This window comes from Rhizobium sp. BT04 (genome assembly GCF_030053135.1).
Lineage (GTDB): Bacteria > Pseudomonadota > Alphaproteobacteria > Rhizobiales > Rhizobiaceae > Rhizobium > Rhizobium binxianense.
The window spans coordinates 174,327-194,068 of sequence record NZ_CP125653.1 but is presented as its reverse complement, the minus strand read 5'-3'; the positions used below and the strand labels follow the sequence as shown (position 1 = coordinate 194,068).

18 protein-coding genes and 1 pseudogene are annotated in these 19,742 nt (G+C 59.7%); 8 read left to right on the top strand and 11 right to left on the bottom strand.

Annotated features, from left to right (window positions below):
* From QMO82_RS32125 to QMO82_RS32115, 3 genes are read right to left on the bottom strand one after another with little or no spacing between them, the layout of a single operon-like run.
* Positions 1 to 777 (bottom strand): SDR family oxidoreductase, encoded by a 777-nt coding sequence (locus tag QMO82_RS32125; RefSeq protein WP_183610413.1) that lies wholly within the window; start codon positions 775 to 777, stop codon positions 1 to 3.
* 39 nt (positions 778 to 816) lie between these two features.
* Positions 817 to 1,680 carry a MurR/RpiR family transcriptional regulator gene (locus tag QMO82_RS32120; protein WP_183610414.1) on the bottom strand — a complete coding sequence of 288 codons (864 nt, stop codon included), beginning with the start codon at positions 1,678 to 1,680 and terminating at the stop codon, positions 817 to 819.
* Between the two features lie 21 nt (positions 1,681 to 1,701).
* The gene (locus QMO82_RS32115; RefSeq protein WP_183610415.1) at positions 1,702 to 2,091 is read right to left on the bottom strand and encodes a RidA family protein; all 390 of its coding nucleotides are present in this window, start codon (positions 2,089 to 2,091) and stop codon (positions 1,702 to 1,704) included.
* Positions 2,092 to 2,202: 111 nt separating this feature from the next.
* On the opposite strand from QMO82_RS32115, the gene QMO82_RS32110 reads away from it, so the two are divergent.
* The 4 genes from QMO82_RS32110 (at position 2,203) to QMO82_RS32095 (ending at position 7,778) form a co-directional block, all read left to right on the top strand.
* On the top strand, positions 2,203 to 2,685 hold the full coding sequence (locus QMO82_RS32110; RefSeq protein WP_183610416.1) for a hypothetical protein: 483 nt from the start codon (positions 2,203 to 2,205) through the stop codon (positions 2,683 to 2,685).
* 30 nt (positions 2,686 to 2,715) lie between these two features.
* On the top strand, positions 2,716 to 4,191 hold the full coding sequence (locus QMO82_RS32105; protein ID WP_183610417.1) for a M81 family metallopeptidase: 1,476 nt from the start codon (positions 2,716 to 2,718) through the stop codon (positions 4,189 to 4,191).
* Positions 4,192 to 5,292: a D-TA family PLP-dependent enzyme gene (locus QMO82_RS32100; protein ID WP_183610418.1), complete on the top strand. Its 1,101-nt coding sequence runs from the start codon at positions 4,192 to 4,194 to the stop codon at positions 5,290 to 5,292.
* A gap of 263 nt (positions 5,293 to 5,555) precedes the next feature.
* Positions 5,556 to 7,778, top strand: a complete 2,223-nt coding sequence (locus QMO82_RS32095) for an AAA family ATPase (RefSeq protein ID WP_183610419.1) — start codon at positions 5,556 to 5,558, stop codon at positions 7,776 to 7,778.
* A gap of 164 nt (positions 7,779 to 7,942) precedes the next feature.
* On the opposite strand, the gene QMO82_RS32090 is transcribed toward QMO82_RS32095, so the two are convergent.
* From QMO82_RS32090 to QMO82_RS32070, 5 genes are all read right to left on the bottom strand, one after another.
* A complete protein-coding gene (locus tag QMO82_RS32090) occupies positions 7,943 to 9,076 on the bottom strand; it encodes an ABC transporter ATP-binding protein (protein ID WP_183610420.1) in 1,134 nt (377 codons plus the stop codon).
* A gap of 98 nt (positions 9,077 to 9,174) precedes the next feature.
* Positions 9,175 to 10,380, bottom strand: coding sequence for an ABC transporter substrate-binding protein (locus QMO82_RS32085; RefSeq protein WP_183610478.1), 1,206 nt, complete (start codon positions 10,378 to 10,380; stop codon positions 9,175 to 9,177).
* A 74-nt stretch (positions 10,381 to 10,454) separates the two neighbouring features.
* Positions 10,455 to 11,312 (bottom strand): carbohydrate ABC transporter permease, encoded by an 858-nt coding sequence (locus tag QMO82_RS32080; protein WP_183610421.1) that lies wholly within the window; start codon positions 11,310 to 11,312, stop codon positions 10,455 to 10,457.
* Positions 11,309 to 12,193: a carbohydrate ABC transporter permease gene (locus QMO82_RS32075; protein WP_183610422.1), complete on the bottom strand. Its 885-nt coding sequence runs from the start codon at positions 12,191 to 12,193 to the stop codon at positions 11,309 to 11,311. Before QMO82_RS32075 ends, QMO82_RS32080 begins: the two co-directional genes overlap by 4 nt.
* Positions 12,194 to 12,206: 13 nt before the next feature.
* A complete protein-coding gene (locus QMO82_RS32070; RefSeq protein WP_047613509.1) occupies positions 12,207 to 13,364 on the bottom strand; it encodes a Gfo/Idh/MocA family protein in 1,158 nt (385 codons plus the stop codon).
* A 317-nt stretch (positions 13,365 to 13,681) separates the two neighbouring features.
* Between QMO82_RS32070 and yghX the strand changes: the two genes are divergently transcribed.
* The 3 genes and pseudogenes from yghX (at position 13,682) to QMO82_RS32055 (ending at position 16,047) form a co-directional block, all read left to right on the top strand.
* Positions 13,682 to 14,569, top strand: a complete 888-nt coding sequence (gene yghX / locus QMO82_RS32065; RefSeq protein WP_183610423.1) for a YghX family hydrolase — start codon at positions 13,682 to 13,684, stop codon at positions 14,567 to 14,569.
* A gap of 264 nt (positions 14,570 to 14,833) precedes the next feature.
* Positions 14,834 to 15,640, top strand: a pseudogene (locus tag QMO82_RS32060) (pirin family protein); the annotation flags it as partial.
* A 188-nt stretch (positions 15,641 to 15,828) separates the two neighbouring features.
* The gene (locus QMO82_RS32055; protein WP_097616810.1) at positions 15,829 to 16,047 is read left to right on the top strand and encodes a hypothetical protein; all 219 of its coding nucleotides are present in this window, start codon (positions 15,829 to 15,831) and stop codon (positions 16,045 to 16,047) included.
* Between the two features lie 53 nt (positions 16,048 to 16,100).
* Here the strand turns inward: QMO82_RS32055 and QMO82_RS32050 are convergent, their stop codons facing one another.
* Both QMO82_RS32050 and QMO82_RS32045 read right to left on the bottom strand, forming a co-directional pair.
* A complete protein-coding gene (locus tag QMO82_RS32050; RefSeq protein WP_183610425.1) occupies positions 16,101 to 16,541 on the bottom strand; it encodes a DMT family transporter in 441 nt (146 codons plus the stop codon).
* Positions 16,538 to 17,023, bottom strand: coding sequence for a DMT family transporter (locus QMO82_RS32045; protein ID WP_183610426.1), 486 nt, complete (start codon positions 17,021 to 17,023; stop codon positions 16,538 to 16,540). The genes QMO82_RS32050 and QMO82_RS32045 overlap by 4 nt, the downstream gene beginning before the upstream one ends.
* Before the next feature lie 157 nt (positions 17,024 to 17,180).
* Here QMO82_RS32045 and QMO82_RS32040 point away from each other — a divergent pair, with 157 nt between their 5' ends.
* Entirely contained in the window at positions 17,181 to 17,420 is a 240-nt protein-coding gene (locus QMO82_RS32040) for a hypothetical protein (RefSeq protein WP_183610427.1), read from the top strand.
* Between the two features lie 332 nt (positions 17,421 to 17,752).
* Here QMO82_RS32040 and QMO82_RS32035 read toward each other — a convergent pair whose 3' ends face one another.
* The gene (locus tag QMO82_RS32035; RefSeq protein ID WP_183610428.1) at positions 17,753 to 19,519 is read right to left on the bottom strand and encodes an SLC13 family permease; all 1,767 of its coding nucleotides are present in this window, start codon (positions 19,517 to 19,519) and stop codon (positions 17,753 to 17,755) included.
* Positions 19,520 to 19,742: the final 223 nt, after the last annotated feature.

Below are 19,742 nucleotides of genomic sequence, written 5' to 3'. Positions count from 1 at the left end.
TTAATAATGCTCCGATTGGGAGAAGGTTCGTGCCAGTTCCGCCTGGCCGGCCGTCAGGCCGCAGTCGACAGGCAGGCAGACGCCGGTGATCGCTGCCGCCAGCGGACCGGCCAGGAAGGCGACGGCATTGGCGACATCTTTCGGATCGACGACACGCTGCAGCGGATACCAGCGGCGCGCTTCCTCGAAAACATTCGGATTGGCGCTCGCGCGGGCCTCCCAGGCCTGCGTCTTCACCGTGCCGGGTGCGACGGCATTGGAGCGGATACCGAACTTGCCGTATTCCACGGCGACCAACCGGGTGAAATGCAGCAGGCCGGCCTTGGCGGCGCTATAGGCCGGGTGTCCGAAGACATCGATGCCGTTGACCGAGGCGATGTTGACGACGGAGCCCTTCGAGGCCTTCAGCATCGGCTCGAAGGCGCGGAAACATAGGAACGCCGCTTCGAGATTGAGCGCAACGTCCGCCCGCCAAATGTCAGGCGTTGTCTCGTGCAGGCTGGTGGCGCGGGCCGCACCGGCATTGTTGACCAGCGTTCGAACCACGCCGACATCCCCAGCGCGTCTGACCAATTCCGCAATGCTCGCCTCGCTGGTCACATCACATCCGACGGCGACGAAGCGATTGCCAGGCCCGAGCTTCGAAGCCACCGCCGCAGCAGCCTCCGCATCGATGTCGGCCAGAAACACGACATCGTGCTCATCGGCAAGCCGTGCGGCGATCGCCGCGCCGATATCGCCCGCCGCACCCGTGACGATGGCTGCCGATTGGGTCATTTTCCCGCGCTCCCGCTCATTATTTCAATCTCGTTGGCTTCAATCCCCAAGCAATTGCCGGTCATCGCCGTCGCGGTGAATGACCAGCTGCTGCTTGATGCGCCGAAGCGTGGTCGTCGCCTTCGGCTGAACGGCGTAGGCGATGAGGCTCGACAGAATATCGACGGTGGCGATGTAGGCGATGCGCGTCGAGGTCGGGCGATAGATGTTATTGCCTTCGGGAAGGTCGATCGGCACGACGATTTCGGCCGCCTTGCCAACCGGGCTGTCCGTCTGGGTGAGAGCGATCGTCTTCACCTTGGTCTCACGGGCAAGCTCGAAGGCCCGCACCAGCTCCATATTGCGGCCGGAGAAGGACGAGCCGATCAGCACGTCGCCCGGCCGCGCCGCGGCGGCCATCATCAGCTGCATGCTGTGATCGGAACTGGCGGTGATGCGAAGCCCGAGACGGAACAGCCGGTTCTGCAGCTCGTCGGCAATCATCGACGAATTGCCGCCCGAGCCGAAGGCATAGATCATATCGGCCTTGGCGATCAGCGCGACGGCGGCTTCGATCGCGGCAAGATCGAGCGACCGGTGCAGCAGAAAGAGCGCGTTCTGGGCCTTGGTGATGATATCCTGGGCGACGTCGGCCGGATCGGTGCTTTTCGATTCCGGTTTCAGATAGCGCACGCCGATATGGGCGGTCCGGGCAAGCTGCACCTTGAAATCGGAAAAGCTCTCGCAGCCCAGCCGGCGGCAAAAACGGGTGACGGTCGGCGGCGATACCTTGGCCCGTTCGGCAAGCTCGATGATCGAGGCATTCACCGCAAATTCGAAATCGTTGACGATGATCTCCGCGATGCGGCTCTCGGAGGGAGAGAGCCGGCTCTTGTCTTCCTGCAATGTCGAAAAGATATCCAAATCCGCTCCCGCCCTTATTCTCTATGCATCCTTCTTCTTATAGGCCACGCAGTCGATCTCAACCTTGCAATCGACCATCATCGACGATTGCACACAGGCGCGTGCCGGCGGATGCTCGCCGAAATATTCCTGATAGATCTTGTTGAAGGTCCAGAAGTCGCGCGGATCGTCGAGCCAGACGCCGACGCGCACGACGTCCTCGACGCCGTATCCGGCCTCATCGAGGATCGCCAGAACGTTGGCGATCGTCTTGTGGGTCTGGGCGATGATGTTGCCGTCGATGATTTCGCCATCTTCCATCGCAACCTGGCCGGAAACATAGAGCCATCCGTCGGCTTCGACCGCACGCGCGAAAGGCAGCGCCTTGCCGCCGGCGCCGGTTTGAACAGTGCCATAGCGCTTGATGGGCATGCTGAAGTCCTTGCAAATTATTTTCTTGATAAGTTGACAAGTGACCATAGAAAGCAGAATTTGACCAGTGAAAAACGCCATTTATGAAAAGAATTTCAATCCGGGGCAGACATGCGCGATCCTTTCCTCAATCCTTTTCCCACCGACAGCGCCCGATCTGCGATCTGGGAGATGCTCGTTCCGCGCGATATCGATGCCTTTCTGGCCGCCGACTGGTCGATGGTCGAGCATGATTTCGTCGAAGAAGGCTTCATCGGCATCGACGCTCAGAAGGCCGTCAGCCCCGACAAGTGGCGCCTCGCATTTCCGACGCTGTCGGCCTATCGCCAGGAATGGCTGAGGCAGGCCGAGGATTTCGCCCAGCAGAGTTTCGCGGAAGATGCGCGCACGGCGATCTTCACCACGACGACGCTCGAGGATATCGAGATCGAAGGCGAGACGGCGCTCGTCCGCAAGAAATTCGACGGCGGCATTACCAAGTCCGACGGCACCCGCGACATCCTGCAATGGCAGACGCTCTATTATTGCAGGCTTCACCAAGGACGCTGGAAAATCTCAGGTTTCACCGGCTACCTGCCGAACCCGATGGGTTGAGGCGGGGCCGACAACACGAAGGCCACTTTCTTGCGCATTTTCACCGCAGCACTGGCGACCGAAACCAACACCTTTTCCCCGATCTGCGTGGATCGCCGCGCATTCGAAGCCTCGCTTTATGCCCCGCCCGGCCAGCATCCGGAAACGCCGACGCTCTGCACCGCGCCGATCACCGTCGGCAGGCGCGTCGCCCGGGAAAAAGGCTGGGAGCTGATCGAGGGAACCGCCACCTGGGCCGACCCCGCCGGCCTGGTCAACCGGGCCACCTACGAGGAACTGCGTGACGAAATCCTCGGCCAGCTCAGCGCCGCAATGCCGGTCGACGCCGTCGTCATGGGCCTGCACGGCGCTATGGTGGCGGCCGGATACGAGGATACGGAAGGCGATCTTCTCCAGCGTATGCGCGCGATCGTCGGGCCTGACGTGCTCATCTGCGCCGAGCTCGATCCGCACAGCCATCTCACCGCAAAACGCGTCGCAGCCCTCGATTTCGCCGTCTATTTCAAGGAATTTCCGCATACGGATTTCGTCGATCGCGCCGAGGACCTCTGGCGCATCGCCGTCGATACGCTGGAAGGCCGGGTCAAGCCTGCTGTATCGGTGTTCGACTGCCGGATGATCGACGTCTTCCCGACATCGCGCGAGCCGATGCGCTCCTTCGTCGACAAGATCATGAAGATCGAGAAGGACGATCCTGACATTCTGTCGATTTCGGTGATCCACGGCTTCATGGTCGGCGACGTTCCCGAAATGGGAACGAAACTGCTTGTCGTGACCGACGACAAGCCGGAAAAAGGCGCGGCTCTGGCGCGCGAACTCGGCCTCGAACTGTTTTCCAAGCGCGGCACTTTCATGGTCCCGCAGATCGACGAGAAGGAAGCCGTCGCACGGGCGATGGCGGCCACCGCATGGCCCGTCGTCGTTGCCGATGTCTGGGACAATCCGGGCGGCGGCACGGCCGGGGATGCGACGGTTATTCTCGCAGAACTCCTGGCCCGCGGCGTCACCAGTGCCGCGATCGGCACCATCTGGGATCCCGTCGCCGTGCAGATCTGTTTTGCGGCGGGCGAGGGGGCGGAGATTCCGCTGCGCTTCGGCGCCAAATCGGCGCCCGGCACCGGCAACCCCATCGACGGCACCGTCAAGATCGTCAAGCTGGTGAAGAATGCCGAGATGCAGTTCGGCGAGAGCCTCGCCCCTTTCGGCGATGCCGCCCATATCGTGCTTGACGGGATCGACATCATCCTCAATTCGACCCGCGCCCAAAGCTTCGATCCGAGCCTCTTTTCGGTGATGGGCATCGATCCCGCCAGGCAGAAGATCCTGGTGATCAAATCCACCAACCACTTCTTCGCCTCCTTCTCGAAGATCGCCGCCGAGATTCTTTACTGCTCCGCCGGAACGCCCTATCCCAATAATCCGGCGACGACACCCTATCGGCGGGCGCCGAAAACTATATGGCCGATCGTCGCCGATCCACACGGGCTACAACGCGGAGCCGCCTAGATGCATGATGCCAGCTTTGCCGTCGTCGCCAAGGCAGGCGACAGGATCGCCGATCTCTCGACGCCGCGTCCTGTCATCGACGAAGACAGGCTGGCGGCAAACATAGCCCGTGTTCAATCCTATATGGATCAGCATGGGCTGAACTTCCGCCCGCATATCAAGACGCACAAGATCCCGGCCTTGGCCGTCGCGCAGATTGCCGCCGGCGCCAAGGGCATCAACTGCCAGAAGGTCACCGAAGCCGAGGTCTTCGCCGCAGCCGGCTTCGGCGACATCCTCATCACCTTCAACATCCTCGGACAGCAGAAGCTCGAGCGCCTGGCCAGGCTGAACGAGAAAATTCCGGCCCTCAAGGTCGTCGCCGACAGCGAGGTGACGGTCGATGGGCTGGCAGCGCATTTCTCCGGCCACAAGCCGCTGACCGTGCTTGTGGAATGCGACACCGGCGGCGGGCGCTGCGGCGTGCAGACACCGGACGATGCCGCCTCGCTCGCCAAGCGCATCGCCGCTGCCGACGGCCTGACCTTCGGCGGCATCGTGACCTATCCGAAGCCGCAATCGGCCGCCGCCGTCGAAGCCTTCATCGCTGAAACGCTGGCACAACTGAAAGCCGAGGGGATAACCTGCCCGATCGTCAGCAATGGCGGAACGCCAAGCCTGTTCGAGGCGCATCTCGTCACCTCGGCCACGGAACACCGCGCCGGCACCTATATCTACAACGACCGGCAGATGCTGCGCATGGGCCATTGCACCGAGGACGATTGCGCCATGCATGTGCTGGCAACCGTCGTCTCACGGCCAACCGCCGACCGCGCCGTCATCGACGCCGGCTCGAAGGCGCTGACCTCGGATCTTCAGGGTTTTAGCGATTACGGCCTGATCGTCGGTTATCCCCAAGCGCGGATCACCAGCCTCTCGGAAGAACACGGCGTCATCGATCTCGCAAATTGCACCGGCCCCCGGCCGCAGATCGGCGAGAAGCTCTTCATCATCCCGAACCACACCTGCGTGGTATCAAACCTGTTCGATACGATGGTCTTCCATGGGGGCGGCGTGGTGACCCGCGTCGAAGAGGTCGCGGCTCGCGGGCTTGTCTGGTAGGGCGGTTCCGGTTGAGGGTGAAATGGCCTTGATCGCCGAAGGCCGCGGTTATTGGGGGAGTGCTCGCGATCTCGCGCATCAGCAAGGATGCAGTCGCATAGCAAGACCTGCGCGCGGCGGATGACTTCGTTGTACCAGACGCGGACATTCCGAGCGGTTCACGTTGAGCATGCATTTGCAGAATCGGAGCAAGAACCTGTAGTCAAGAATCCCGCTCTTCTATAGATTGCCGCCTCACTATAAGCGTTTTAGCGACGGTCTTGATGTTCAACATATCCGTGCCGACATCGAGCGGCGAGTTCAAAATCGACGCCAAGGTAGGCGAGACGCTGTTGTTCCTCGGTCCTAATGGATCAGGAAAGAGTCGGCTCGGCGTAATGATCGAAGCAAAACGATTGGAGGTTCATCGGATTGGGGCTCACCGATCATTGTCGATGAACACCAAGGTTCAGCCCCCCAACCTAGAAGCCGCCTTGAACAGGCTGATATGGGGACACGAAGATGGGCGCGGAAATCGCGCTGGCTATCGTTGGCACTCGAAGCCGGCGATAGCGATGCTTTCTGACTTCGACCATGTAGTGGCAGGGCTCTATGCGGACGAAAATGAAGTATCTGTCCAGCACCGACGTGCGCACCTCATGGACTCAACCGTACTTCCTCCAGCCACCAAACTCGATCGGTTGAAATCGATCTGGGACGATCTCCTTCCCCACCGCGAATTGGTAATCCAAGCAGGAAACATCAAGATCAAGAGTGATGGCTCGACCAACGCTGATTACGACGCCGCTGAGCTAAGCGATGGAGAGCGTGCGATCTTCTACATGCTCGGCCAAGCTCTGCTTGCACGGCCGAATACACTTGTCCTCATCGATGAGCCTGAACTCCATATCAATCGATCGATCTTAGCGAAGATGTGGGATGCAATCGAGGCTGCACGACATGATTGTGTCTTTGCTTACCTGACGCACGATGTTGAGTTCGCAGCGACGCGAACCACGGCCCGAAAATTTGCTATCAATTCTTACGAGAGCGGAGATCAGGGTGAACAGTGGGAATTGGAGGAAATACCCGCAGACACGGGAATCCCTGATGAGGTTGTCACGCGCATCGTGGGGAGTCGGCTTCCTGTGCTCTTCACCGAGGGTGATGCAGGAAGTCTGGACGTTGCCATCTATCGCTCAGTCTACAAGGACTTTACCGTAATGCCGATTGGCAGCTGCGATAGCGTGATCCATGCGGTCGCCAGCATGGAAAAACAAAAGACATTTCACCGTCTAGGTTGCGCAGGGTTGATTGACGCCGATGGTCGTGAAGACCGGCTGATCGAACACCTCAAAGCCAAAAATGTCCACGCACTCGCAGTGGCAGAGGTTGAAAACCTGCTGTTGCTGCCGGAGCCATTCGAGGAACTTGCTGCGCTTTGCCACTTCGACAAAGCGGAATCTAGCAAACGCCTGAATGATCTGAAGCAAAGGGTCTTCAAACTCGCGACAAGCGATGCTGAGAAGTACGCATTATCCGCGACGAAACGAAAAATCGATCAGGCTCTCAAGCGAATCGGACTGAAGTCGAAGGATAGCGCGGCTCTTGCGAGTGAATATCAAATCGCAACCGCTCAGATCGACCCTGCACAGATTTATGGCTCCCTGCTGTCCGAATTCCGGACCCACATCGTAAAGGGCGAATACGAAAAGATCGTTGCCCTCTACGACAACAAGGGTCTGTTGGATGTTGCCGCCGAGTGTTTGGGGATCAAGTCACGTTCGCACCTTCAGGACTTGACCTTACGGACCATGAACACCCGGAAAGGTTACTCTTTGGTCGATGCGATCGCAAAACAGCTTCCCGAGATAGAACCGAAGCGCTCCATTGGAGTACTCGCATACGGCTCATTGATCAACGAGCCAGGTGCCGAACTCGAAAAGGTTATCGCTCGGCGAATGTCGGCTGGTATATTGACACCATTCCGGGTCGAATTCGCGCGTTCAAGCAACTCCCGTAAAGGCAGCCCGACCCTCGTTCCCGTCGAGGAAGGACAGCGCGTCAAGGCCGTGATCCTTGTGCTGCAAGATCATGTCACAATGGCGGAGGCGAAGGACATGCTTTGGCGACGTGAGACCCGTAGTAGAACGGGAAATTATGTCCAGCCCGCAACCCCGAATGCGAACACCGTTCTCGTGAAGGAAATCGAACAATTCCATGGCGTGGGAAGCGTTCTCTACACATCAATTGCCGCGAACATCGCCGAGGTTTCTGCGAAAAAACTTGCCGAGCTCGCAATTGGAAGTGCTGAGGCCGTTATCAAGGGAGAACTGCAAGCAGGTCGTGATGGTATTACGTACCTTCGTGACGCCATAAACGCGGGCATTAAAACGCGTCTCACCGATGCGTACCAGGCATCAATCCTGCAGCAAACTGGAACTGCGGATTTGGATGCAGCAATCGCCAAACTGACTATTCCAGAACCTAAAGAAAAGTCGGCTTAGGCACGGCAGAGGTGGTCAGAGAGCGCAAGCACGTCGCCCTTAGTCGGGGAAGATCAGCTTCCAGGCGGCGGCCAAATCCCGCTAGCCATAATTGCCAGGGGTGCCATTTCGCCCCGGACCCGAACCGCTCGCAGGACAAACCGCCCACACGACGCCAAGTCGGTTCAGGCCGCCGTCGGATTGATCACGTTCATATCGATTTCGGTCAGCTCCACGCGCCGCTCGAAGGCGATGCCTGCCTCGTCGAAGAGGTGGCAATCCGCGGCGTTGATGCCGGTTGAGACAGGCGCGTCCGCGCGGATGCCGACGCTGCCGGGCAGCATGGCGCAGAAATTCTCGGCCTCGCCGTTGAGCGAGGCATAAGCGACCGTATTGGCGCCGAGGCGCTCGATGACCGTCGGCGTCACGATAAAGACGATATCGCCGCCGCCGAGCTGGATATGTTCCGGCCGGATGCCGAGCGTCAAAGCCTTGCCGACCATGCCATCGCGCGGCGTCACCGGCAGAACGGCCGTCTGGCCTTGATAATCCACCTCGACGCCGTTGGCGCTGACGCTTTTGCAGGTGACGGGTAGGAAATTCATTTTCGGATTGCCGATGAAGCCGGCAACGAACTGGTTTGCCGGCTTGTGGTAAAGCTCCAGCGGCGCGCCGGTCTGGGAGATATCGCCGGCGTCGAGCACGACGATCCGGTCGGCCATGGTCATCGCCTCGACCTGGTCGTGCGTCACATAGATCATCGTCGCCTTCAACGCCCGGTGCAGCTTGGCAAGCTCGATGCGCATGTCGGCGCGCAGTGCAGCGTCGAGGTTGGACAGCGGCTCGTCGAACAGAAAAATCTTCGGTTCGCGCACGATGGCGCGGCCGATCGCGACGCGTTGGCGCTGGCCGCCGGACAGCATGCCGGGTTTCTGCTGCAGCCGCTGTTCGAGGTGAAGGATGCGCGCGGCATTTTCCACCTTGGCCTTGAGCTTTTGCTCCTCCATCTTTTCGACGCGAAGCGGGAAGGCGATGTTTTCGAAGACGGTCATGTGCGGATAGAGCGCGTAGGACTGGAACACCATGGCGATGCCGCGCTTGACCGGCGGCAGGTCGTTGACCCTGATACCATCGATGACGATGTCGCCCGCGCTGGTCGCGTCGAGACCGGCGATCATGCGCAAGAGCGTGGACTTGCCGCAGCCGGACGGGCCGACGAAGACGACGAACTCGCCATTCCCGACTTCGAGCTGCACGCCCTTCAGAACTTCGTAGTCGCCATAGAATTTCTGAACTTTGTTGAGAAGAAGCTGTCCCAAAAATCTGTCTCCGCCAGCGGCCTTCGTCGCACATTCGATCGTCATAAGGGGAGGGGCCGCGGCCATCCCGCCGCGACCCGAAGAAGCCTCAAGAGAGCTTACTTGAAGGCTTCGATTTCGCCGGCAGCCTTCTTCAGTGCGGCTTCCGGTTCAGCCTTGCCCGTCACCACCGACTGGATCATTTCGATGATCGAGTTCTGGAAGCCCTTATAGTCGGTGAAGAGCGGTTCGGGGCCACCATAGTTGATGCCCTCGATCAAGGGCTTCCAATAGGGATCCTTGGCGACGAACTCCTCGACCTTCGCCGACGGACGCAGCGGGGTCAGGCCGGCGCCGCCCTGCAGTTCGTATTCCGACTGGACGTCGGGCGAGGTGATGAACTTGGCGAATTCCGTCGCCTTGTCCTCGACCCCGGACCCCTTGAAGATCGCCAGGCTGTCGGTGATCAAAAGCGTGCCGGGGCCTTTGGCGTCGGGACCGAGCGGCAGCGTCGTGATGCCCCAGGCAATCTTCGTCTCCTTCAGCCGGGAGGCGGCGCCCGATCCTGCCTGGATCATGGCGACCTTGCCGTCGAGGAAGATGGCGCGGACTTCGTTCTGCTCATAGGCCGTCGGGCCTTCCTCGGAGTAGGGGACGATATCCTTGTAGGCCTTCAGCGCGGCGAGAATCTGCGGGCTGTCGAGCGTGACCTTGCCTTCGGCATCCGTCACTGCGCCGTTGTTGGTGTAAACCCAATGCATGAATTGGTGCATCGTGTTGTCGAAGGTCTTGGCGGAGAGACCGAAGCCCGGAATGCCGGTCTTTTCCTTGATGGTCTTGGCCATCTCGATTTCTTCAGCCCAGGTCTTCGGCGGCTTCTCGGGATCGAGGCCGGCCTGCTTGAAGAGGTCCTTGTTCCAGTAGAGCGCCTTGGTGGAGAAAGCGATCGGAACACCCCACTGATTGCCCTCGAAAGTCACGGTATCGACGATGTGCGGATAGTAGCTCTTCTTTTCGTCATCGGTCATCGGCACCGGAACGATGAGGTCGTTCTGGGCGAATTCCTTCAGCGTGCGCGAGCCGACATAGGCCATCGCGACCGGCGTGCCGGCGGCGGCGAGCGTCGTTGCCTTGTCCTGGCACTGCGCCCAGCCGACAACCTCGGGCGTGACCTTCCAGCCGGTGTTCTTTTCTTCCCACTGCTTGATGTATTTGGTGTGGACCGGGTCGATCGTGTCGCCGCAATAGATCCAGCTGATTTCCTTGTCGGCCGCTTGAGCAGTGACTGCGGTCAGTGCCGTCGAACCGAGCAGGGCAAGCGCCATAAGGCCTGTCTTAATGGTAATGCTCACGTCGTGACTCCCATTGTGGTTGTTAGCTGTTCACTCGTTTTTTGCTCTTATTGTTTCACCGCACCGGCGGTCAGACCGCCGACAAGGTAACGCTGAAGGAAGAAGATGACGATCATCGCCGGCGCGATGCCGACGAAGGAAGCCGCCATCAGTTCGTTCCAGATGACCTCCTGCTTGCCGAAGTAAGCAAAGAGCCCCACCGGCAGGGGCATGTATTCGGTCTTCGAGTTGAACGTCAGCGCGAAGATGAATTGCTGGGCGTAAGCGCCGATGAAGGTGGTGATGGCGACGACGATAATGCCCGGCATCGCGATGGGCAGGATGACACGGCGAAGCGTGTAGAAATGGCTGGCGCCATCCATGAAGGCCGCTTCGTTGAGCTCCTGGGGAATGCGGATCATATAGGTGCGCAGCAGCCAGATCGCCGACGGGATCAGGAAGGCGACGCCCGGCACGATCATGGCGAGATAGGTGTTGAGCACGCCCATGCTGCGCATCAAGCGGAAGAGCGGGATCAGGAGCACGGCGCCGGAGAACATGTTCACCGTCAGGAAGGCGCCGAGCAATATCCCCATGCCCTTGAACTCGAACTTCGCGAAAGCGTAGGCCGCCGGAATGACCAGGCAGAGCACGATCACCGTGACGACGGTCGAGATGAAGAAGGAGTTGAAGATATAGCGGCCGAAACCCGGCACACTGATCCACATCGTCCGGTAGGCTTCGAGCGAGCCGTTCTCGGGCCAGAAGCGGTAGGGTGAGGAAAAGAGCTGGGCGAGCGGCTTCAGGGAAACGAGGAAGCCCTCGACGAAGGGCGAGAGCACGAAGAAGAGAAACAGCGCGATGCCGCAATAGATCAGGATGATTTCCCACCAGCGGTAACGGTCGATCATGGCTGCACTGCTCATGCGCGCTTCTCCGGATTGAGACGGCGGGTGACGCGGAAATAGGCGAAGCAGAAAAGCGACAGGAAGATGCAGATCAACACGGCGCGCGCAGCACCTTCCCCGTATTTCTTCGAACCGATCGCGGTCTGATAGGTGTCGATGATCATCGTCGTCGTCTCGCCGCTCGGCCCGCCCTGTGTCAGGATCCAGATGATGTCGAACGAATTGAAGGTGGCGATGAGCGAGAGCATCGACATGGTGATGATCGCCGGAACCATCAGCGGCAGAGTGATGCGGCGAAAGCGGTACCAGCGGCCGGCGCCATCGGTCCAGGCTGCCTCGTAAAGATCCTTGGGAATGGATTGGATCGCCGCCAGGAAATAGATCGTCACCAGCGGCACGCCGATCCACACGTCGGTGATGATCGTTGCCCAGAAGGCGGTGCTGCCATAAGCGAGGAAGGCGACCGGGCCGTCGACGAGACCGAAGCGCTGGAGCATGCCCGATATCATTCCGAACTGGCCATTATACATCCAGCCCCACATGAAGATGCCGATCGCCATCGGCACGATCCAGGGCGGCATGGTCAAGAGCCGGAACAGCGAGCGCCCCGGCACGGCGGCATTGAGCATGGTCGCACCGAACGTGCCGATCACCATTTTCAGCGCCACCGAGAAGAACGTCCAGATGAAGGTGCGGAAGATGACTTCGGCAAAGCGCTCGTTGAAGATCTTCTCGTAATTGATCCAGCCCACCCAATTGGTGGTCTTCTTGAGCGATGCGTCGGTGAAGGAGAGAATGAACGTATCGACGAGGGGATAGGCGACGATGGCAAGAACATAAAGGACGGCCGGAAGGAGAAGGATCCAGGCAAAGATGACCGTGCTTCTTTGAACACTCATCCTGCCGCCCTCCTCAAGCCGCTCTTGCGTGAAGGGCTTCGTCGAAGCGGTCCCAGATCGGTCTGAGATCGACGACAGTTTTCTTCATCCTCGCTTCGTCCATCGCCAAGGCGAGAATGCCGGCTTCGAGCGCGTTCAGCGTGGACACCGGAAGTTCGAGCCCGGTGCGCACGCTTTCCAGCAGGTCGCTCGCCATCTGTTCGTCGGCGCCGTAATGCTGGGAGAGTTCGGTGGCGGCATATTTGTTTTCGACCACCTTATTGCCGGTCAGCTGCTCGTGCACATCGAGATAGCCGCGCACGAAATCGCCTTCGGCCATGCCGCGCGAGCCCATGATGGCGAAACGGCGGAACTGGTCGGGCACATTCAGATTGGTGTGGAAGTTCATGCCGACGCCATTGGCATATTCGACGATCGCCACCTGGTAGTCGATAATATCGGCATCGCTGTCGAAGACCTTGTCGGAACCCATCCAGCCGCTCGGCTTGCGATGGAAGAGCTCGAGGTCGTTGATGCCTTCGCGCGCCGGGTCGTTGGCGGGAATGAAGCTCTTGCGGCCGCCGAAACTGGCGACGCGCTCCGGCCGCGCGCCGACGACACCATTATAAAGGTCGAGGTCGTGGCAGCATTTCTCCAGCATGAAGCTGCCGGAATAGCGCTCGTAGCGGCGCCAGTCGCGCATGAAGAAGGCGCCGTGATAGGGCTCGATATGTTCGGAGGCCTCGATCGACACGATCTGACCGAGCTTGCCCTCGGCCTGGATGGCGCGCAGATCCTTGTAAAGCGGGGAGTAACGCAGCACCAGACCGACCATCAGCCGCTCATGGCCGAACTTCGCCATCAGATGGGCAAGCTCGATGCTTTCGGCAATCGTGGTGACGATCGGCTTTTCGCAGAAGACCTTGAGACCGGCCTGAAGGCCGAGCCTGATATGATCGAGATGCAGGTGATTGGGGGAGCCGATCATCAGCAGATCGAGCTTTTCCGAAGCCAGCAGCTCTTCCGGCGAACCGTAAGCCTTGCCGACTGAAATCCCCTTTTCCGTCAATCCGGGAAGCCCGGCAGGTTCCGGATCCACATAGCCGACAATGTCGAAGCTGCTATCGATCGCTTTAAAGACATAGCCGAGATAGCCGAGCCGGAATCCGAGCCCGATGATTCCCACTTTCATGCCGATCAAGTTCCCAATTTAGGTAATTTATTTTCTTTAAGTTGGGACAAAAAACGAGAGGCGTCAATAGAAAACGGGCATCGAAGCGCAAGCATGAAATTGATTTTCATAGATCGATAGCTGGCGACCGATTGCTTACAGCGGCTGGCCGGACGCGGTTCGCCGACGCAGCGCGCATGCTCCCGAAGCCAAGGCAGTCGTTCAGCGCCGGTTGCCCCAGCCGGCAAGCTCACGCGAAACTCGCGAAATATTGAAAAGAGTCGCGAGCTTACCTGTGTAGGATGGCATGAGAACAAAAGAGGCCAGGAGGAACCAGCATGACCCGCATGACAGCCAAGGATTTCCCTCAGGAACTTCTCGAACTCTACGATTATTATGCGCATGGGAGAATCACCAAGCGCGAGTTTCTCGACCGGGCCGGCAAATTCGCCGTCGGCGGCGTGACGGCGGCGGCCATTCTGGCGTCGCTGAGCCCCGATTATGCGCTGGCGACCCAAGTCGAGTTCACCGATCCCGATATATCAGCCGAATACATCACCTATCCCTCGCCAAAGGGAAATGGGGATGTCCGCGCCTATCTCGTCCGCCCCGCAAAAGCCGCCGGCAAAGTCGCGGCCGTGGTGGTCGTTCACGAAAACAGAGGTCTGAACCCCTATATCGAGGATGTGGCGCGGCGGGTGGCGAAGGCAGGTTTCATCGCGCTGGCGCCGGATGGCCTCACTTCGGTCGGCGGCTATCCCGGCAACGATGAAAAGGGCCGGGAACTGCAGCAGAAGGTCGACCCGGAGAAGCTGATGAACGACTTCTTCGCGGCGGTCGAGTTTCTGATGCACAGCGATCTCACCACCGGCAAGGTCGGCATCACCGGTTTCTGCTACGGCGGCGGCGTCGCCAATGCGGCGGCAGTGGCCTATCCGGAACTCGCCGCCGCCGTGCCGTTCTACGGCAGGCAGCCGCGCGCCGAGGACGTGCCGAAGATCAAGGCGCCCTTGCTTCTCCACTATGCCGGGCTGGACAAGGGGATCAACGAAGGCTGGCCGGCCTATGAAGCCGCGCTGAAATCGTCTCAAAAAACCTACGAAGCCTATGTCTATCCCGACGTCAATCACGGCTTCCACAATGATTCCACGCCGCGCTACGACGAAGCGGCAGCCAAGCTCGCCTGGCAGCGGACGGTCGACTGGTTTACGAAATATCTCGCCTGAGGCCGGAGTTGAATGATGTGACGGCAGGGAGGTATCCCCGCCGTCCTTTCGTCCCCGTGGCTTGCGACCCGGCCGATGGCTTTGCCGGTCAGCGATCGTCCCGGCGGGCCTTCTGGCCGATGCATAATTCCTTAGATCGGAACCGGTTTGAGGATAAAATGATACAGTCATTCAGAGTGTTACAGCGGCTTTTTCGCATCTGAAAAGATGCGCGGCGCTGTCGTCGCCTGCTGTCGCCACTGCCTTGCAAGCATGGAGGATGCGATGCTGCTCAAGGGCGAACGGACATTCGTGGTGCGCGATACGGGAGGCTTCGTCGCGCACGTCAACATGCCGGGGTGGTTGAAGCCGAAGCCGACCGATCACGGCCATGGCCCGCTTGCCATGGTCGTTGAATCCATTCTCGATCCTGGCCGGCTGATCGCGATGCACGAGCACAGGAATGACGAGATCATCTCCTGGGTGCCCGAAGGTGTCATGCGTCATGACGATAAGGCCGCCGGCCGGCTGCTGATCGATCGCGATCATCTCATGGTGATGAATGCCGGAGCAAGCTTTTGGCATTCCGAAGAGACGCTGGCATCCGATCCGCCGTTGCGGATGCTGCAGATCCTTGTTCGCCCTGACGCGGTCGATCTTGAGCCGAAGATCCAGTACGGACCGGTCCCGGCCGTCGCGGTAAACGTCTGGCGACACCTGGTCGGGCCGGAAGGGGAAGGTGCGCCGTTTTATGTCCGCAGCGCGATCGACTTCTTCGATGTCAGGCTGGACGCGGGGGTCAAGGTGGAATTCCCCCGGAAACAAGGCCGAGACCTCTATTTCTACGTCTTTGGCGGTTCCGTCGTCGTCGGTGCCCAGGCGTTTGCCGAAGGGGAGCAGGGACTGCATGTATCCGATGACAGGCTCGAGGTGGAAGCGAAGAGCCCAAGCACGTTGGTTGCGTTCCTGCTCGATCCGAACGCAGCGATCACCAAGCAGGGGACTGTCGGCGACCACAAAAAGATTCCGCCGGCAATCATCATTCGCGCATTTCTGAGGTGGAGGATATTTCGCAATATGTGGTATCGTCATTTTTCGCGCGAATTTTCATATCGCGCGAAGCACTGCGCCGATGCCAAAGACCGCCCGCGAAGGACCGACCGCCGGGCTACCAGGATACGTGGCTCTCTGTAATGATTCCGGGGCCAAAAAGCCGATCTGGACGGAACAAGGATGTCCGTCATCGGTTTCGAACCTTAGCGTTCAAAGGAGGAGCATTCATGCCCAGGGTTGCCGCCACACCCATTACTCCACCCGACCAGCACCTTGTCACAGCGCGCGAAGCCATCGAGCCGCTCTATGAGAAGCTCGAGCTTCAGACGGAATCGCTGGTCCTGGCCGCGGCGCTGGAAGCGGGATGGCCTCCGGATGAGGCCACGAAGGCACTTGCGGCGCTCAGGCTGCAGGACGCCCTGTCCACCCTTGGACGCACGAGCTAGACTAGCTATATCTCCCCGGAGATTGCTGCGCTTCTCGGTATGCGTAGCGTTGGCTATTGCGAACCGCCGGCTTTGCGGCGTCTCCGGCTGACCATCATTCCGCCGATGATGAGAACAATTCCGGTCGCGTTCGCCCAGAACGACGTTGGAACGGCGCTGACATAGTCGAGCGCCACCCCCGTGACCATCTGGCCACCGATGATCAGCAGAGCCGAATTGACCGCGCCTATGCGGGCAATCGCCCAGCTGCCGGCCGCTACGAAAACAACGCCGATGGAACCACCCAGATAGGCATACCAGGGCGCCTCGGCAGCACCGGCAGGAAGCAGGCCTCCGACAAAGAGGCCAAGGCAGGTGAGCACGGCAAAGCCGATGGCATGATTCCAGAAGGATGCGATCAGCGGCGTGGTGGATATGCTCAACCGCCCATTGAGCTGACGGCTGAGCCCGACGAGCACGCCGCCCAGACACGCCAGGAGAACGAACACCGTCACGCCGCACCTCGCCCAAACAGGATAATGAGTGCACCCCCGGTGACAACCAGGCCGAGGGCGGCGATGTCTTGCATATCCGGGCGCCGCTTCGGCAGACCGAACAATCCCCAGCTGTCGGCGGCGAGACTGAAGGCGACCTGGCCTGCCAAACCCAAAGCCAGGGTGCCGGAGAGCCCGAGCGGCGAGTTGACCGCGGTCGAGGTCAGAATGACCGTTGCCGCACCCGATACCCCACCGAAATAGGCCCACCACGGCGCGCTTGGGGGCTTTTCCGCCGTCGCAACGCGTCGGCGGCGGACCACCAGGAGAAGGATGACGGCGGCGATGATGCCGGTGCCGTGCGCGGTCCAGGATGAGAACAGGGGATTGCCGTAACGGGCCAGCTCACCGTTGAGGTGCACCATGAACGTCAGGAGCCCGCCCGTCGCAAAAGCGCCGACGAAGTAGATGGGATGCGAATTACGTGCCGCTTCGATGGTCATTGCAGATCCCGTCAGAGAATCGATTTCAGGAATTATGCAGTAGGGCCATTCATCGGCACGTTCAGCAACCATTTTTGGCGTGTGTTGCACCAGGCCGGAGCTTTCAGCTTCGACATGGGAGTGCTAAACGGCGGCGGTTGCATTTGAAGGAAATATTATGAAAAAACTGGTTCGCCTGCTGCTGATCATCGCTCTGGCTGTCGTCGTTTTTACCGGTTTCCGCTGGTATCGCTATGTCACCAACACCGACAGCCCCTATGATGAAATCGGCATCACGCTGAACAATGCCATGCCCGGCCCGATCAACAGCTGGGGCTGCGCCAAGCTCAAAAGCACCTTTGCCGGTTCCCTGCCACCTTACGGCTGCGCCGCCGCCGACGGGACGCAGTGGAAGTAACGCCGCCAGGCTGCGCCGGTGGCGCAGCCTGAATCAGCAGGGATGCCCGAATTTAGGATCGGCTGGGTGCATCAAAGCTGGTCCGCCACTTCTCCGATCAGCCCATTCCCGGCGTCGCGAACCGCTTCCGGTAATTTGACGGACTGACGCCATAGGTTTGAACGAACTGCAATCGGAGATTCTCGGACCTGCCCAGGCCCGTCGCAGCAGCGATCTCATCAAGCGATACGCGGCTGGTTTCGAGCAGCACCCGTATCTGTGTCTTGTGAAAGACAAGGACGGCTGGCGGATCGTTGCCAAGATTTGGCATCTCGAAAGAAGACCGGCATAAGTCAGATTGACCAGGCAGCCAGCAGGACAGGCACACTGACAAGCAGGACGATGAGCGAAAGTGGCAGGCCCAATCGCGCATAGTCACCAAATCGATAGCCGCCCGGCGCCATAACCAGCGTGTTGCACTGGTGTCCGATGGGCGTCAGGAAATCACAGCCGGCGCCGATCGCCACCGCCATCAGAAAAGCATCGGGCCGAAAGCCCAGCTTGGCGGCAAAGGTCGCGGCGATCGGTGCCATGACCAGAACGGTCGCCGCATTGTTCAAAAACGGCGTCACGGCCATGGCCGCAACCAGGATCAATGCCAGAGCGCCGAATGGCGGGAGCACTTCGGCGGTTCGCGAGAGGAGGTCCGCGATAATGTCGGTGGTGCCTGTGGTTCTCAGCGAGTCACTGATCGGAATGAGAGCGGCCAGCATGATCAGAATGGGCGCATCAAGATGATGATAGACTTCGCGCAAGGGAACGGATCCGGTGACCACCATCAGAAAGGCGGCGGCAAAAAATGCTGTCGCGACAGGAATGCCGCCGAAGGCTGTCGCCCCCATCGTTGCCATCAGGATCATGACGGGGATCATGCCGTTGCGAGCGTTGCCGAGCTTCATATCGCGTACGACCAGCGGCAGACATCCCCATTCGCGTAAAAGATCCGGCAGTTTCTGCAAGTCGCCCTGCAAGACCACGACGTCGCCATTGCGGATCTTGATCTCGCCCAGGCGCTCGGTGAAGCGCCTGTCCCGGCGGCTGACGGCAAGAAGGTTGAGGCCGGTGTTGTGGAAGAGCGAAACCTCTTTTGCGCTGACGCCGATCAATCGGGAATGTTCGCCGACAATGGCTTCGACCGAACTGATGTCCTGGCGTATCTCGGGCTCGTGTTTGCGATCGGACAATTGAAGCTTGGCTTCACTGACGATCTTGTCGAGGGCGCTTTGCTCTCCCTCGATGATCAGAAGGTCGCCATCCTTCAGCACGGTATCGGGAAGGGGCGTTCGTCTCTGGCCGCTGCCGCCGATAATTGCGGTGACCATCGCATCGCCGCCAGCCGGTTTCTGCAGCCAGCTGACGGACCGGCCAATCGCCCCCGATGGCGTGGTGACCTTGGCTTCGGTCGTATAGTTCTTGATCGCCACCGCCTCGTCCATCGACGTTTCTATCCGCGATCTTTCAGGAAGCAGCTTGTAGAACAGCGCCAAAAAGACGATGCCGGCGACGGCGAGCGCCAAGCCGACGGGCGTATAGTCAAACATTGCGAACGGTTGCCCGGTGATCTCCTCACGCACCCGGGAAACGATGATATTCGGCGATGTGCCGATCTGCGTCATCAGCCCTCCAAGCAGAGAGGCGAAAGACATCGGCATCAGGAATATGGACGGCGATACGCGTGATTTCCGCGCCATTTGCACGGCAACCGGGATCATGATCGCCAGCGCACCGATATTTTTGACGAAGGCTGACAGGGCCGCGACAATGGCAATCAAAATGATCAGTTGCATCCGTGGCCCGCGTTTTTCGGGAGACAATCTGCGTAGCGCGACATCCATGATGCCCGACCTGGATATCGCCGCGCTGACAATGAGCGCGCTGCCGACGATGATGACAATGTCATCGGCAAAACCGGAAAAGGCAGTTTTGGCAGGGACGATGCCGACGATGATTGCCACGAGAAGGGAACTCACGGCGACGATATCGTATCGATAACGGCCCCATACGAAGGCGCCCATCATGAGCGCGATGACGAGAAGAGAAAGCCATTGATCAACGCGCATGTTTGCACCCCGGTGGTAGCAATTAACGTTTGACGCAAGAGAATGATGCGGCGAGCCGGGCAAATTTTCATCGATCCTCGCTGCTTCCTGCCGCCGGCAATCGGATGAGCCTGGAAAGCCGGCTGCTTCTCCGTCCCGGGCGGCCCGCCTGGCTGTGCTTTCTGATGTCGGGGATGGCCTCTCCTCGATGAGGCGAGGCCCGGCATAGACACACTTCTTTCCA